This is a genomic window from Propionicimonas sp., from assembly GCF_047606205.1.
In the GTDB taxonomy this organism is placed as follows: Bacteria; Actinomycetota; Actinomycetes; order Propionibacteriales; family Propionibacteriaceae; genus Propionicimonas.
Genome location: NZ_JASGES010000062.1, coordinates 1 through 16,211 on the forward strand (window position 1 = coordinate 1; position 16,211 = coordinate 16,211).

Below are 16,211 nucleotides of genomic sequence, written 5' to 3' on the forward strand. Positions count from 1 at the left end.
GCGGCGGCCCGGGCCGCCGGATCGGGGTGGGATTCCAGGCGTTGCACGACCGCCACCGGGTCGTCGCCCGCATAGCATTCGGCCACCCAGGCGCCCGCGAGATCGGGGTCCGGCTCGGGCAGTTCCCCGGACGTCGCGTCGGCCAGCCCCAGCCGCAGCGCGTCCGCGCCGTTGACGGACGCGCCAGTCAGGGCCAGGTGGGTGCCGACCTCGCCGGGCATCCGGGCCAGCAGCGGCGTCATGAACACGTCCGGGAACAGCCCGATCTGCGTCTCCGGCATCGCCAGCCTGCTGGTCGCGTCGACCACCCGCCGTGAACCGTGGGCGCTCAGACCGAGCCCCCCGCCCATGGTGATCCCGGTCATCACCGCGCGGTAGGGCTTGCCGAACCCGGCGATCCTCAGGTCGACGCCGTACTCCACCTCGAAGAACTCCCGGACGTCTCCGCCGCCGAGCGCACGCTCCCGCAGCGCCCGCACATCGGCGCCCGCACACAGGCCGCGCTCCCCCGTGCCGGTCAGCTCGACCGAGGCCACGGCGTCGTCCACGGCGAAGTCGTCGAGCACGCGAGCCAGCGTCTGCATCATCGGCACGGTGAGCGCGTTGATCTGGCGCGGCCGGTTCAGCCGGATCCGGCCGACCCCGTCCACGACGTCGACCAGCAGGTCCGGCTCCGTCATCTGCTCCCCTTCTGGGCGGTGAGGTGGCTCTGGCGCTCCTGGTGGTGCTGGTAGAGCATCACCAGGATCACGGCGAGCCCGGCGAATCCGAGCGCGACGGCGTCATTGCGCCAGGACAGGTTGCCCGCCTCGTAGGCGAGCAGCACGGTGGTCACCGACACGGCCGTGCCGGCGATCCGCTCGGTCGGCTTGGTCAGCGGCAGCAGGATCCCGCCCCAGGTCAGGTACCAGCTGTTCAGGGCGATCCCCCCGAACGCGAAGATCAGGTAGGACCAGCTGAGGAAGGTCACCGGGCGACGGCGTCCCACCGTCAGCGCGAGCCAGCCGATCCCCACCGCGGTGAGCAGCAGGCCGAGGTAGCGCATCCCGGCCAGGGCGAGGTCACCGAGCTCCGGCTGCCCGAAGGACGTCAGCACCCACTGCAGACCGGTGCCGAGGAGGGTGAACGGCGCCAGGGTCACCACGCGGCCGGGGACGTCCGCAGCCCACACCCAGCCGAAGCCGAGCCCGGAGGCGAGCGAGATCGCGACGAAGGCGGCGAGGGACACGACGAAGGACAGCCCCAGCCGCAACAGGGCCCTCGAGGTGTCCCGCCACCGGAAGCTGCGCCAGGGGTGAGCGATCAGGGCGACCGGATAGAACGCGAGGATCGCCGGCTGCTTGATGCAGGCGGCGACCCCCACCAGGACCGCCGCCCACCAGAACCTGCCCCGGTAGGCCAGCCACAGGGCGAGCACGACCAGCCCCATCATCAGGGCATCGTTGTGGGCGCCACCGACGAGGTCGATGATCACCAGCGGGTTCACCGTCGAGAACCAGGCGGCCATCTGCACGTCGGCGCCGATCCGGTGCGCGATCCGCGGCACGAAGTAGGCGATCAGCCCGACGCCGGCCAGGGCGGGGATCCGCATCGCGACGGCGGACCAGTACGGGTCGTTGCCTGCCAGCATCACCAGGCCGTGGAACATCTCCAGGCTGAGCGGCGGATACATCGCCGTCGTGTAGCGCCACAGCCATGCCGCCTGGTCGGCGAAGGGGCCGGGCAGGACGGAGATCGGGTTGTCGTAGGGGTTCAGGCCGTTCTGCAGCAACCAGCCCTCTGCGGCGTAGGCGTACGCGTCATGGCTGAAGATCGGTGGCGCGAGGAGCAGCGGCAGGCTCCACAGCAGAGTGATCGGCCAGTGCTTGACCTCGTGGTAGAGGCTGGGCCGCAACGTGAACCACGCCTCGACCAGCAGGGCGACGCCGGCCACCACCAGGGCCGTCCCGAACGCCTTGGCCCACCAGTTGTCCAGTCCCAGCGCCCGCATCGGCTCCCACCACGGACTGTTCTGCGGCAGGTAGGCAGGCGTGAGCGAGCCGGCGAAGAGCAGCGCCGAGCCGAGGAAGCCACGACGCACCGCCGGGTAGGTCCAGGCCCTGCGGATGTCACCGCGCCACCCGGCCACCCGGGCGCGCCAGTAGTCGCGCCGGCTGCCGGTCGCTGACGTCTGCTGGGTCACCGCCACGCGCCCATCCTTGCTGGTGGCACGCCCGCCAGCCTATCCGACTCCGGCCGCCGGCCCGGTCGCCCCTGCCGCCCCGGCGTCCAGCCATGCGAGACGAATCGTCCCAATGACTGACATGGGGATGGATGAAAGCTCAACTTCCCGTGTTAGGGTCTACGCCGTGTCCGAACCGATCCGCCTGTGCGCGCTGAGGAATACCTCCGCCGGTTCGATGTGTTGCGCGTGTTGACGCGCCCGTAGTCCCAAGACCGACAACCGGGCCGGAAGTGCCCGAAGGGATCCCCCCCGGATCCGGCTGGGCGCGAAGGCCGAACCCAGTGAGGAAACATGACCAGCACCGCACGCGCCCCCCGGTCGAACGGTCAATGGGCGCTCGACGGCCCCGCCCCGTTGAACCACAATGAGGAATTCAAGGCGGAGGACGACGGCCTGAACGTGCGCCAGCGCGTCCTCGACACCTACTCCCGCGAGGGCTTCGACTCGATCAGCGCCGACGACCTGCACGGCCGCCTGCGCTGGTGGGGCCTGTACACCCAGCGCCGCCAGGACATCGACGGCAGCCGCACCGGAACCCTCGGCCCCGACGAGTTGAGCGACCGGTACTTCATGATGCGGGTCCGGCTGGACGGCGGCGCGGTCACCACCGGCCAACTGCGGACGCTGGCGTCCATCTCCACCGACTACGCCAGGAACACCGCGGACATCTCCGATCGCCAGAACATCCAGTACCACTGGATCGAGATCGAGAAGGTCCCCGAGATCTGGGCGCGGCTCGAGGCGGCAGGCATGCAGACGACGGAGGCGTGCGGCGACACCCCGCGGGTCATCCTTGGCTCCCCGGTCGCCGGCATCGCGGCCGATGAGGTGATCGACCCCACCCCGGTGATCGCGGAGATCGTCGAGCGGTTCATCGGCGACCCGGAATTGTCGAACCTTCCCCGCAAGTTCAAGTCGGCCATCACCGGCCACCCCAGCCTCGATGTCGTGCACGAGATCAACGACATCTCCCTGGTCGGCGTTGTCCATCCCGATCTCGGCCCCGGCTACGACCTGTGGGTGGGCGGTGGCCTGAGCGTCTCGCCGCGCCTGGCCGAGCGCCTGGGCGCGTTCGTGACCCCCGCACAGGCCGCCGAGGTGTGGCACGGCGTGATCGGGATCTTCCGCGACTACGGCTACCGCCGGCTGCGCAACAAGGCCCGCCTGAAGTTCCTGCTGGCCGACTGGGGGCCGGAGAAGTTCCGCGACGTGCTCGAAACCGAGTACCTCGCCTACCGCCTGGTCGACGGGCCCGCGCCGGTGATCCCGGACCAGCCCGGCGACCACGTCGGCGTGCACACCCAGAAGGACGGCCGGCGCTACGTCGGGCTGGCACCGACCGTGGGCCGCGTGTCCGGCGAGATCCTCGCCGCCCTCGCCGACGCCGCGGAGGCCGCCGGTTCCGGACGCGTGCGGTTCACCCCGCACCAGAAGCTGCTCGTGCTCGACGTCGACCCCGACCGGGTGGACGGCCTGCTCGCCGCCGTCGAACCGCTCGGCCTGACCGCCGCGCCCAGCCCGTTCCGCCGCTCGACGATGGCCTGCACCGGGATCGAGTACTGCAAGCTGGCCTTCGTCGAGACCAAGGCCACCGCAGCCAACACCATCGCCGAACTCGAGGCCCGGCTCGACGGCGTCGAACTCGAGCGTCCGATCAGCCTGCACCTCAACGGGTGCCCGAACTCGTGTGCGCGCATCCAGGTCGCCGACATCGGGCTCAAGGGGCAGCTGATGAAGAGCGCGGACGGCGCCGACGAGTTCGCCTACCAGGTGCACCTCGGTGGCGGGCTCGCGTCCGCCGACCGCGAGGACGCGGGCCTGGGCCGCACCGTCCGCGGGCTGAAGGTGACCGCGGCGGAACTCCCCGACTACGTGGAACGCGTCACGCGGTCCTTCGTGGCGGGCAGGGCGCCGGGCGAGTCCTTCGCCGCCTGGTCGCACCGGGCCGAGGAGGAGGTGCTGCGATGATCACGACACTCACCACTCACGGTCCGGGCCGCACCCGGACGGCGGAGGACCTCAGGGAACTCGCCGAGCGCGCGGCGCAGGACCTGGCCGACGCCAGCGCGGAGGAGATCGTCGCCTGGGCCGCACGCACCTTCGGCGGGTCACTGGCCGTGGCGTGCTCGATGGCCGGCGACACCGTCCTGCCCCACCTGGTCGCGCAGGTGGCCCCGGGGGTGGACGTGCTCTTCCTGGAGACCGGTTACCACTTCCCCGAGACGATCGGCACCAGGGACGCCCTCGCCAGCGTGATCGACGCCCGGATCATCGACGTCCTCCCGCTGCAGACCGTGGCCGAGCAGGACGCCGAGCACGGGCCGAAGCTGCACGACCGCAACCCGACGCTGTGCTGCCAGCTGCGCAAGGTCGATCCGATCAACGCCGAACTCGCCGGGTACGAGGCGTGGGTGACCGGGATCCGTCGGGAGGACAACGCCCTGCGCGCGAACGCCCGGGTGGTCGAGTGGGACGCCAGCCACCAGATGGTGAAGGTCAACCCGATCGCCGCCTGGACCTTCGACGAGCTCCTCGACTACGCCGGAGCCCACCAGGTGCCGGTGAACCTGCTGCTGACCGACGGCTACCCCTCGATCGGCTGCCTGCCCTGCACGCGTCGCGTCGAGCCGGGCGAGGACCCCAGGGCCGGGCGCTGGGCCGGCCTGGCCAAGACCGAGTGCGGGCTGCACCTGTGAGCGGCGTCCGGCCGACCCGTCCGGCGCTGGTGGTGGCCGTTCACGGCACCCGCAGCGCCGCCGGCCAGGCGGTCGCGCACGGCCTCGTGGACGCCGTGGGGCGTCGCCTTCCCGGCACCGAGGTGCGCGTGGGCTGGGCCGACCTGCTCTCCCCGACTCTGACCGAGACCCTGGCTGGACTGGACGAGGCGGTCGTCGTCCCGTGCTTCCTGACCGCGGGGTACCACGTCACCAGCGACCTGCCGGCCGCCGTGGACGCGTCCGGCGGGCGGGCGCGGCTGGCCGGGATGATCGGTCCCGGCCTGCTGGCAGCGGTCGCGGACCGGCTGCGGGAGGCCGGCGAGCCGGCCGACGCCGTCGTGCTGGCCGCCGCAGGGTCGAGACGGCGCCGATCGGTGGCCGAGGTCGCGACCGCGGCGCGGCAGCTGTCGGAGCTGATCGGGCGAGTGGTGGTCCCCGCCTACCTCACCGCCGCCGAGCCCGGCGTCGGCGAAGCGGTGGCTGCGCTCCGCGCCGCGGGGCACGCGAGGGTGGCGATCGCGTCCTACCTGTTGGCACCGGGTGTGTTCGCCGACCGGCTGCGGGAAGCCGGCGCGGATGTGGTGTCGGCGCCGATCGGCGTGCACCCCCTGGTGGTGGAAGCAGTACTCAGCGCCTACGCTTCCCTCGGATCCACCGAACTAGACTTGCCCGACGCGCTGTCGACGGCACCAGGAGTTGAACGCATCGCATGACCGAAGTGACGACCGTCGACCATGTCGTGATCCGATTCGCCGGTGACTCCGGCGACGGCATGCAGCTGACCGGTGACCGGTTCACCCACGACACCGCTGTGGCCGGCAACGACTTCTCCACCCTGCCCAACTTCCCCGCGGAGATCCGCGCTCCGGCGGGCACGGTGGCGGGCGTGTCCAGCTTCCAGTTGCACTTCGCCGACTTCGACATCCGCACCCCCGGCGACCGCCCAGACGTGCTGGTCGCGATGAACCCCGCCGCGCTGAAGGCGAACCTGGGTGACCTGCCCCGCGGGGGCCTGATCATCGCGGACACCGCCGACTTCACCGCCAGGAACCTGGCCAAGGTCGGCTATGCCTCCGACCCCCTGACCGACGGCAGCCTGGCCGACTACCAGGTGCACGCCCTGGACCTGTCCGGCCAGGCCACCGCAGCCGTGTCCGCGCTGGGACTCGGGCGCAAGGAGGCGGCGCGCACCAAGAACATGTACGCGCTCGGGCTGCTCGACTGGCTGTACCACCGCCCCACCGAGGGAACCATCGCTTTCCTCGAGACGAAGTTCGCCAAGGCGCCGGCGATCCGGGACGCGAACATCGCCGCGTTCAAGGCCGGCTACGCCTTCGGCGAGACCACCGAGGTGTTCGCGAACCGCTACAAGGTGGCTCCCGCACCCGCGACGACGCACGGCACCTACCGGCAGATCTCGGGCAACCGGGCGCTCGCCTACGGGTTGATGGCCGGCGCGGCGAAGGCCGGGCTGCAGCTCTTCCTCGGTGCCTATCCGATCACGCCCGCCTCGGATGTGCTCCACCACCTCGCCGCGGCCAAGACCGCCGGCGTCCTCACCTTCCAGGCGGAGGACGAGATCGCGGCGATCGGGTCGGCGCTCGGTGCCTCCTTCGCCGGCCAGCTCGGCGTCACGGCGACCTCCGGCCCGGGCCTGGCCCTGAAGATGGAGACCATCGGACTGGCGGTGATGCTGGAACTGCCGCTGGTCATCTGCGACATCCAGCGGGCCGGGCCCGCGACCGGAATGCCGACCAAGACCGAACAGGCCGACCTCACCCAGGCGCTGTTCGGACGCCACGGCGAGGCCCCGCTGCCGGTGATCGCCGCGCAGTCCCCCGGTGACTGCTTCGACGCCGCGTACGAGGCGGTGAAGATCGCGATCGACTACCGCACGCCGGTGATCCTGTTGTCGGACGGCTACCTCGCCAACGGCGCGGAGCCCTGGCAGGTGCCCGACCTTGCCGCGCTGCCGGAGATCGACCCGCACTTCGCCACCCAGGCCAACCGCCCCGACGGGGAGTTCTGGCCGTACCTGCGCGACGAGAAGCTGGCCCGCGCGTGGGCCGTCCCCGGCACGGCGGGCCTGGAGCACCGGATCGGCGGCATCGAGAAGGCGGACGGCACCGGTGCGGTCTCCTACGACCCGGCCAACCACGAGTTCATGGTGAACCTCCGCCAGCAGAAGGTGGACGGGGTCCGCGCCGTCGTGCCGGACGTCGCGGTGGAGGACCCGAGCGGCCAGGCGAAGGTGCTCGTTCTCGGCTGGGGGTCGACCTACGGGCCGATCTCGGCCGCGGCGCGCCGCGTCCGCGGCTCGGGACGCAACCTCGCCACCGCCCACCTGCGCCACCTGAACCCGCTGCCGGCGAACCTCGGCGAGGTGCTGCGCAGCTACCACAGGGTGCTGGTGCCCGAGATGAACCTCGGCCAGCTGGCGATGGTGCTGCGCGCGAAGTACCTCGTCGACGTGCAGCCGTACTCACGCGTCCGCGGCCTGCCGATCTCGCTGTCGGAACTGGCCGCCGACATCTCCGAACTGATCGACCGGGAGGAATCGACGTGACCCTGGCAACACCGGGCAAGGGCCTTTCCGGGGTGCCGTTGAGCCTCACCCCGCTGAACCGCAAGGACTTCACCTCCGACCAGGAGGTGCGCTGGTGTCCCGGCTGCGGCGACTACGCCGTCCTGGCCACCTTCCAGGGACTGATGCCGACCCTGGGCATCCGCAAGGAGAACACCGTCATCGTCTCCGGCATCGGGTGCTCGTCGCGGTTCCCCTACTACGTGGACAGCTACGGCATGCACTCGATCCACGGTCGTGCGCCCGCGATCGCGACCGGGATCGCGATGACGCGTCCCGACCTCGCGGTGTGGGTGGTCACCGGCGACGGGGACGCGCTCAGCATCGGCGGCAACCACCTGATCCACGCGCTGCGGCGGAACGTGAACATCACGATCATGCTGTTCAACAACCGCATCTACGGGCTGACCAAGGGCCAGTACTCGCCGACCTCCGAACAGGGCAAGGTGACCAAGTCGACGCCGGCGGGCTCGGTGGACCGTCCGTTCAATCCGCTGTCGCTGGCGCTCGGCGCGGAGGCGACCTTCGTCGCCCGGACCGTGGACTCCCACCGGGCCCATCTCACCGAGGTGCTCACCGCCGCGATCAGCCACCGGGGGGCATCCCTGGTCGAGATCTACCAGAACTGCCCGATCTTCAACGACGGGGCGTTCGACAGCCTCAAGGGTGCGGACGGCGGCCTGATCCCGCTCCGTCACGGCGAGCCGATCACTTTCGGCCCGGACGAGTCCCGCGCGGTCGTCCGTGCCGCGGACGGCCAGCTGCGGATCGTCGACGTCGCCGAGACCAGGCGGGAGGACATCCTCGTCCACGACGCCCACGCCGATGACCCGGGGGTGGCGTTCGCGCTGTCGCGCCTGACCGACACCGCGGGCCTGGCCACCTCCCCGATCGGCATCCTCCGGGACGTCGACCGGCCCGCCTACGACGACCTGGCCCGCGCACAGCTGACCGTGCAGGCCGATCCCGCCGAACGCCTGGCCACGCTGCAGCAGCTGGTCACCGGCACCGACACCTGGGAGGCTTGACGCGAACGGCCCGCGTCGCGCCCCGAAGGGTGACGACACGGGCCGTTGCGGTGGGCCTGGTGCCCGTCATCGCGGCGCCGGTGACGCCGCGATCCTGGCGGTGACGAGCTCAGGCGGGCTGATAGGTCGGGTCGGTCCGCCGGGCGCGCTTCGCGCCGGCCGGGATGAGTCGCGCGAAGAGCTCGCGCAGCGAGGGCGTGGGCTCCGCGGCGGAGAGCCGGGCGGCGGCATCGAGGCCGCGGACGCCGGCGAGGTTGCGCTCGGCGAGCGTGATCTGGTTCACAAGGGCGGTCGTCATGGTCGTCTCCTTCTTCGTCGTGCTCAGTTCCTGGGCGCCGGGCCGGTGCTCGTCCGGACGACGAGCTCGACCGGCAGGGTGATCTGCCGCTCGGACCGGTCGGGATCCATCGCGAGCCGGCCGGCGAGCCTGCCCTTCTCCGCGATCGGCTGGTGGACGGTGGTGATGCCGAGGAATCCGGCGTCCGGGATATCGTCGAAACCGACGATCGACAGGTCCCTGCCGGGGGTCAGGCCGCGTTCGGTGACCGCGTCCCACACACCGACGGCGAGCACGTCGCTGAGGGCGACGATCGCGCTCGGCCCGCCCTGGACGTCGAGGGCGTGCGCGCCCGCCGAGCGGCCGGCCTCTCGGGTGTTGTGGTCGGTGCACACCACCGTGATCCTGGCACCCGGGAGTTTCTCCCGCAGGCCGCGCAGGCGCTCGGTGACGAAGCCGGAGTAGACCGGGACCCGGCCGTCGATGACCGCGTCCACGTCCGCCTCGGCCTCCTCGCCCTGCTGCACGGACCGGCTGGGCGCCAGCACGACCACGCGCTGGTGGCCCAGCCGGGTGAGGTGCTTGCCGACCAGCCGTCCGGCCTTCGCGTCATTGATGGCGACCCAGTCGCCGTCCTCCCCCGCGTGCGTGCCCACGATCCGGATGCCCCGCCGGCGGAGGACGTCGAGGCCCGGGTGAGCGCCGAGAGTGGAGCCCACCACGATGGCGTCGATGGCGGCGCGCTGGAGAAGCTGGTTCTCCGCCTCCTGCGCCCCCGAGGCGCGCAGCAGCAGCACCGACGCGCCGTGCTCCTCGAGGGCCTCACTGAGACCGGAGAGGAAGATCACCGAGTACGGGTCGGAGAAGGCCCGCGACACCTCTCCGCCGAACAGGAAACCGCACACGTCGGTCCTGCCCGAACGGAGGGCGCGGCCCGCGGCACTGGGCCCGCAGTAGCCGATCTCCTGGGCCCTGGCGAGGATCTGCTCACGCAACTCCTCGGAGAGCCGGTCCGGCTTGCTGTAGGCGTTGGAGACCGTGGTCACGGAGACGCCGAGATCCTCGGCGAGGGTCTTCATCGTGACCGGTGCCGCTGTGCCTGCACCCATGCGACACCTCCCCCCGCGACTTGATCGATAAAGTAAACGATACACTTTATCGATCAACGACTCAAGTGCTCGCCGTGAGGCAGGCGTGTCGATGCGCTCGATCCACGACCCGGCGACCGGCGACACGGCCGCGGCGCTCGGCAACACCACGTTCGGGGCCCGGCCGGTCGCAGAACTCCTGCGGAAGCTGTTCGGCTGAGTCGGCCGGGCTCAGCGGGTCTCGGCCCGCCGCACCGCGGCCTTCGCGGCCTCCATCACCACGAAGATCACCACCGCGAACGCGAGCGGGATCAGCCAGCCGAAGACGCCGACCGCGGCCGAACCGAACCAGGAGTTGAGCACGGGCACGTACACGAACGCCGCCTGCAGCACGACCAGGATGCCCACCACGGCCCAGACCACCGGGTTGCCGCCGATCGCCTCCCTGCGCAGGCTCGACTCGCGCAGGAAGCGCGAGTTGAACAGGTACGCGACCTGGCCGAGCACGAGGGTGTTCACCGCCCACGTGCGGGCGATCTCGAGGTCGCCGCCGGTCATCACCCTGCCGATCACGAAGGTCGCCAGGGTGGCCGCGGCGATCAGGACGGAGGCGATGGCCAGCCTCGGCAGGTACCTGGCGCTGACCAGTGGAGTGCCCGGCGGACGCGGCGGCCTGCGCATGATGTCGGGCTCGGCGGGCTCGTAGGCGAGCGCGAGGGAGAGCGTGATCGAGGTGACCATGTTCACCCAGAGGATCTGCACCGACTCCAGCGGCATGGTCAGGCCGAACAGCACCGCGACCAGGACGACGAGCGACTGCGCACCGTTCGTGGGCAGGATGAACAGCACCGACTTGTGCAGGTTGTCGTTGATCCGCCGCCCCTCTTCGACCGCGTGCTCGATGGTGGCGAAGTTGTCATCGGCGAGCACGATGTCGGCGGCCTCCTTCGTCGCCTCGGTGCCCTTGATACCCATCGCCACGCCCACGTCGGCCCGCTTCAGCGCCGGGGCGTCGTTCACCCCGTCACCGGTCATGGCGATGACCTCGCCGTTGGCCTGGAACGCCCTGACCAGGCGCAGCTTGTGCTCCGGGCTCGTCCGCGCGAACGTCTCGGTGCGCTCCACGATCGTGCGCAGCTGCTCGTCGGTGGCCGCCTCCAGCTCCGCGCCGGTGATCGCGGCCTCGGTGCTCTCGTCGAAGATGCCCATCTCCCGGCTGATCGCCGTGGCGGTGCCCGCGTGGTCACCGGTGATCATCGTCACCTTGATGCCGGCCTCGTGGCAGGTGGCGATCGCGCGGATCGCCTCAGGGCGCGGCGGATCGACGATCCCGCACAGGCCGAGCAGGACCAGCCCGGTGAGGTCGTCGTGATCGATGGCGTCGGGCGCCGAGGCGGTCGCGAGTGGACGCGACGCCGCGGCCAGCACCCGCAGGCCCTGGCTCGACAACGCGTCCACCTGGGCGTCCCACCAGGCCCGGTCGAGCGGTTCGGGTGCGCCGGACGCCGACAGCTGCAGCTCGGAGCGGTCGAGCAGGCGATCAGGTGCGCCCTTGACCAGCACGACGTGGTGGCCCTCGGGGGTGGTGTTGGCCGTGGCCATGTACTTGTGCGCGGAGTCGAACGGCAGCACCGCGGTGCGGGGGTAGGTGGACGGATCGAACCCGGCCTTCATCCCCAGCGTCCGCAGCGCCCCCTCGGTGGGCTCACCGACCAGCGTCCAGTGCCCGTCCACCTCGGCGACGACGGCGTCGTTCACGACGCTCATGGCGGTGACCACCGACCGCAGGTCGCCGCGGGCGGCGAGGTCGACGTCGGCGCCGCGCAGCCCGATCGAACCGGACGGGTTGTAGCCGAGGCCCTTCACCGTGTACTCGCCGGCGCGGGTGACCACCGTCCGCACCGTCATCTCGTTGGTGGTGAGCGTGCCGGTCTTGTCCGAGCAGATCCGGGTGATCGAGCCGAGGGTCTCCACCGCGGGGAGCTTGCGGACGATCGCGTTGCGCCGCGCCATCTGCTGCACGCCCAGGGCCAGGGTGATCGTGACCAGCGCCGGCAGGCCTTCGGGGATCGCCGCGACCGCGAACCCGATCGTCGCGGAGATCAGCTCGCCCGCCGGCATGCCGTGCAGCGCCTTGCCGATCACGACCATCAGCACCGCCATCGCGGCGATGACCAGGGAGAGCTGCTTGCCGAACCGGCCGATCTGTCTGGTCAGGGGCGTGTCGAGGTCGTCCACGGCCGACAGCAGGCTGGTGATCCGGCCGATCTCGGCGTCGGCGCCCGTGGCGGTGACCACCCCGATCCCCTGGCCCGCGGAGACCAGCGACGAACTGAACAGCATGGACGCCCGGTCACCGATGCCCGCACCGGCCGCGACCGGATCGACCGCCTTGCTGGACGGGACCGCCTCGCCGGTGAGCGCCGCCTCCTCGACCCTCAGGTTGCTCGCCTCGAGCAGGCGCAGGTCGGCCGGCACCTTCGAGCCCGCCGAGACCCGCACGATGTCGCCGGGAACCAGGTTCTCGGCCGGCAGGTTGCCCCACTCGCCGTCGCGCAGCACCTGGGCATCGTCGGTGAGCATGTTCCGGATACCGGCGAGCGCCTGCTCGGCCCGGCCCTCCTGGACGTAGCCGATCACCGCGTTGATCACGGCGACACCCAGGATCACCCAGAAGTCGACCCACTCGCCGAGGGCCACCTTGAGCGCGGCCGCGGCGAGCAGGATGTAGATCAGGATGTCGTCGAAGTGGGAGAGGAACCGCTTCCACGCCGGGTCGGTGGGCGGTTCGGGGATCGTGTTCGGCCCGTGGCTCGCCAGTCGCTCCTGGGCCGCGGCGGTGGTGAGGCCGCCGGCATCGGCGACCAGGGCTGCCAGGACCGCGTCGGCGTCGAGCGCGTGGGCGTCCAGCAGGGGTCGTTCCGCGCTGGTCACGGTCATTGGTTCCTCCTCGCGGAAGGTCGGCGGTGCGCCGTTCCGGCTCGAAGCTAGCACCCGGCGCCGACGTCCGGACCGACCGGTAACCTGTCGGACGTGACCGACTTCGACCTCGACCCCACCGTCCGCCCGCAGGACGACCTGTTCCGGCACGTCAACGGCCACTGGCTGGCCGCGACCGAGATCCCTGCCGACAAGCACGCCACCGGGGCCTTCATGGCGCTGCGCGACGCCTCGGAGGAGGCGATCCGGGAGATCGTGACCGGCCTGTCCGGCTCCGAGCCCGGAACCGAGGCCTACCTCGTGGAGCAGCTGTACGGCAGCTTCGCCGACACCGAGCGCGTGGACGCCGTGGGGCTCGACCCGCTCCGTCCGCTGCTGGAGGAGATCGACGCCATCGGCACGGTCGACGATCTGCTCGACTACTTCGGACGCAGCCTGCGCCGGGGCACCGGGGCGGTGATCGGCCTCGAGGTCGACTCCGATCCCGGCGAGCCCACCCGGTACGCCCTGTTCGCCGGCCAGGCGGGCATCGGCCTGCCCGACGAGGAGTACTACCGGCTCGAGCAGCACGCGGCGATCCTGGCCGCCTACCGCGACCACGTCGAGCGCACCCTGACCCTGGCCGGGCTGACCTCGAGCGGCTCCGGCCAGGTGGTCGGCCTCGAGACCGAGATCGCTGCCCTGCACTGGGACAAGGTGCGCACCCGCGACCTGCGCCAGATGTACAACCCGACCACGCTCACCGCACTCGACGCCACCGGGGTGCCATGGACGCGGGTGCTCGCTGCGGCCGGCGTCCCCGCCGTCGACGAGATCGTGCTGGCCCAGCCGTCGTTCTTCTCCGACGTCGCCGGCCTGCTGACCGCGTCCCGCCTGGAGGACTGGAAGCAGTGGTGCCGCTGGACCCTGGTGTGCTCGCTGTCGCCCTACCTCCCCGATCCCCTCGTCCAGGCCCGGTTCGACTTCTACGGCACGGTCCTGCAGGGCATCCCGCAGTTGAAGGAGCGCTGGAAGCGCGGCGTCGACCTTGTCGAGCGGACGCTCGGCGAGGCCGTCGGCAAGCTGTACGTCGAGCGGCATTTCCCGCCCGCGGCCAAGGAGCGCATGGACATCCTGGTGGCCAACCTGCTCGAGGCCTACCGCCGGTCGATCTCCCGCCTGGACTGGATGACCGAGGCCACCCGCGCCGAGGCACTGAACAAGCTCGCCCGGTTCACGCCGAAGATCGGCTACCCCGACGTGTGGATGGACTACAGCGGGCTGGCGATCGTCCCGGGAGACCTGATCGGCAACGTCCTGCGCGCCGCCGCGTTCCACACCGACGACGAGCTGTCGAAGCTGGGCGGTCCGATCCGCGACTGGGAGTGGCTGATGACTCCCCAGACCGTGAACGCGTACTACCACCCGCTGCGCAACGAGATCGTGTTCCCCGCGGCCATCCTGCAGCCGCCGTTCTTCGATTTCGAGGCCGACGACGCGGTGAACTACGGCGCGATCGGGGCGATCATCGGCCACGAGATCGGCCACGGCTTCGACGACCAGGGCTCCACCTGCGACGGGGAGGGCCGGCTGCGCGACTGGTGGACGCCGCAGGACAGGGAGGCGTTCACCGAACGCACGAAGGCCCTGATCGGCCAGTACTCCGCCCTCGCGCCCCGGCAGCTGCCCGACCTGCACGTCAACGGCGAACTGACCATCGGGGAGAACATCGGCGACCTGGGCGGCGCCTCGATCGCCTATGACGCCTGGCAACTGACCCTCGACGGACCCGCCGAGGTGGTCGACGGCCTCCCCGCCGACCAGCGGTTCTTCCTCTCCTGGGCCCGCGCCTGGCAGTCCAAGCGCAGGGACGAGGCGCTGCGTCAGCAGATCGCCACCGACCCGCACTCCCCCGAGGAGTTCCGCTGCAACCAGGTCGTGCGCAACCTCCCGTCCTACTACGACGCCTTCGGCGTGACCAGCGCGGACGAGGAGTGGCTGGCGCCGGAGGAGAGAGTCAAGATCTGGTGACCCACCCCCTGGTTCCGGTCACGCTGGCCCGGGGTGCCTACGCGGAGTTCCTCCGGGTGCAGGGCATCCTGCGTCGCGAGTCGGCCGGGGGCATCCTGCTCCTCGGCGCCGCGCTGGCGGCGATGCTGGCCGCGAACCTGGCGCCGGACTTCTACGTCGGGCTGCGCGACCTGCACGTCGGCGGGTCGGTGCTGGGCATCGACCTCCAGCTGTCGATCGGCCACTGGGCGGCCGACGGGCTGCTGGCCGTGTTCTTCTTCCTGGTCGGGCTGGAGCTGAAGCACGAGTTCGTCGTGGGCGACCTGCGCGACCCGCGCACCGCGCTGGTCCCGGTGGTGGCCGCGGTCGGCGGCGTGGCTGTGCCCGCGCTGATCTATACGGCGTTCACGATCGCCGACCCGCTGGCGCGCGCCGGCTGGGCGATTCCCGCGGCCACCGACATCGCATTCGCTCTCGCCGTCCTCGCCGTGATCGGGGCGCACCTGCCGGCCGCCCTGCGCACGTTCCTCCTCACCCTCGCGGTCGCCGACGACCTGATCGCGATCGCGATCATCGCGTTCTTCTACTCCCGGGGCCTGCAGACCGGCTATCTGGCGCTCGAGCTCGTCCCGGTGGCGCTGTTCGGTCTGATCGCCCACCGGTGTCAGCGGTTCCTGCTGAGGCATTGGTGGGCGCCGTGGCTCCTGCTCGCCCCGCCGGCGGTGGCCGCGTGGGTGATCTGCTACGCCTCGGGGGTGCACTCGACCGTCGCCGGCGTGCTGCTGGCCTTCGTCGTGCCGGTCCGTCCGCCGGAGGGCGGCGACGCCCGAGCCGGCCTGGCCGAGGTCCTCGAACACCGGATCCGGCCGTTCTCCGCCGGGATCGCGGTCCCGCTGTTCGCCTTCTTCTCCGCCGGTGTCGCCCTCGGCGGCGCGCAGGGCTTCGTCGACGCGGTGACCAGCCGGATCGGGCTGGGCGTGATCGTCGGTCTCGTGGCCGGCAAGGCCATCGGGATCACCGGGGCGACGTGGCTGGTCACCCGGCTGCGGCACGCCCGGCTGGATCCCGACCTGGCCTGGATCGACGTGTTCGGCCTTGGCGTGATCGGAGGGATCGGGTTCACCGTCTCGCTGCTGGTCAGCGAGCTCAGCTTCGGACAGGGCTCGCCGCGCGACGACATCGGCAAGGTGTCGATCCTCACCGCGTCCGTGCTGGCGGCCCTGCTCGCCTCGGTGGTGCTGGGGCTGCGGAACCGCCACTACCGGAAGGTCGAACTGGCCGAGCAGGTGGACGACGACGCCGACGGCACCCCCGACGCGTTCCAGCCCCGCCCCTGACCCGACGGTCCGCGAGAACCGTCCCCC

Annotated in this window: 12 protein-coding genes; 7 read left to right on the forward strand and 5 right to left on the reverse strand. The window is 71.2% G+C overall.

The features are described from left to right. Positions 1–680, reverse strand: a 680-nt coding sequence (locus QM633_RS04035; RefSeq protein WP_415152442.1) for an enoyl-CoA hydratase/isomerase family protein, incomplete at its 3' end; no start/stop codon positions are given. After that, entirely contained in the window at positions 677–2,188 is a 1,512-nt protein-coding gene (gene mptB / locus QM633_RS04040; RefSeq protein ID WP_415152443.1) for a polyprenol phosphomannose-dependent alpha 1,6 mannosyltransferase MptB, read from the reverse strand. The genes mptB and QM633_RS04035, both read right to left, overlap by 4 nt. Before the next feature lie 327 nt (positions 2,189–2,515). Between mptB and QM633_RS04045 the strand changes: the two genes are divergently transcribed. From QM633_RS04045 to QM633_RS04065, 5 genes are read left to right on the forward strand one after another with little or no spacing between them, the layout of a single operon-like run. Beyond that, positions 2,516–4,192 (forward strand): nitrite/sulfite reductase, encoded by a 1,677-nt coding sequence (locus QM633_RS04045; protein ID WP_415152444.1) that lies wholly within the window; start codon positions 2,516–2,518, stop codon positions 4,190–4,192. Next, a complete protein-coding gene (locus tag QM633_RS04050; RefSeq protein ID WP_415152445.1) occupies positions 4,189–4,920 on the forward strand; it encodes a phosphoadenylyl-sulfate reductase in 732 nt (243 codons plus the stop codon). Before QM633_RS04045 ends, QM633_RS04050 begins: the two co-directional genes overlap by 4 nt. After that, on the forward strand, positions 4,917–5,654 hold the full coding sequence (locus QM633_RS04055) for a sirohydrochlorin chelatase (RefSeq protein WP_415152446.1): 738 nt from the start codon (positions 4,917–4,919) through the stop codon (positions 5,652–5,654). Before QM633_RS04050 ends, QM633_RS04055 begins: the two co-directional genes overlap by 4 nt. Further along, a complete protein-coding gene (locus QM633_RS04060; RefSeq protein ID WP_415152447.1) occupies positions 5,651–7,507 on the forward strand; it encodes a 2-oxoacid:acceptor oxidoreductase subunit alpha in 1,857 nt (618 codons plus the stop codon). The genes QM633_RS04055 and QM633_RS04060 overlap by 4 nt, the downstream gene beginning before the upstream one ends. Next, positions 7,498–8,553 (forward strand): 2-oxoacid:ferredoxin oxidoreductase subunit beta, encoded by a 1,056-nt coding sequence (locus tag QM633_RS04065; protein WP_415152453.1) that lies wholly within the window; start codon positions 7,498–7,500, stop codon positions 8,551–8,553. The genes QM633_RS04060 and QM633_RS04065 overlap by 10 nt, the downstream gene beginning before the upstream one ends. Before the next feature lie 109 nt (positions 8,554–8,662). Here the strand turns inward: QM633_RS04065 and QM633_RS04070 are convergent, their stop codons facing one another. From QM633_RS04070 to QM633_RS04080, 3 genes are all read right to left on the reverse strand, one after another. Further along, positions 8,663–8,851, reverse strand: a complete 189-nt coding sequence (locus QM633_RS04070; protein WP_415152448.1) for a hypothetical protein — start codon at positions 8,849–8,851, stop codon at positions 8,663–8,665. A 23-nt stretch (positions 8,852–8,874) separates the two neighbouring features. Next, positions 8,875–9,939 (reverse strand): LacI family DNA-binding transcriptional regulator, encoded by a 1,065-nt coding sequence (locus QM633_RS04075; protein WP_415152449.1) that lies wholly within the window; start codon positions 9,937–9,939, stop codon positions 8,875–8,877. A gap of 210 nt (positions 9,940–10,149) precedes the next feature. Beyond that, on the reverse strand, positions 10,150–12,858 hold the full coding sequence (locus tag QM633_RS04080; RefSeq protein WP_415152450.1) for an HAD-IC family P-type ATPase: 2,709 nt from the start codon (positions 12,856–12,858) through the stop codon (positions 10,150–10,152). A gap of 93 nt (positions 12,859–12,951) precedes the next feature. On the opposite strand from QM633_RS04080, the gene QM633_RS04085 reads away from it, so the two are divergent. Next, positions 12,952–14,868: a M13 family metallopeptidase gene (locus QM633_RS04085; RefSeq protein ID WP_415152451.1), complete on the forward strand. Its 1,917-nt coding sequence runs from the start codon at positions 12,952–12,954 to the stop codon at positions 14,866–14,868. Beyond that, a complete protein-coding gene (gene nhaA, locus QM633_RS04090; RefSeq protein WP_415152452.1) occupies positions 14,865–16,184 on the forward strand; it encodes a Na+/H+ antiporter NhaA in 1,320 nt (439 codons plus the stop codon). Before QM633_RS04085 ends, nhaA begins: the two co-directional genes overlap by 4 nt. The last annotated feature ends 27 nt before the right edge of the window (positions 16,185–16,211 follow it).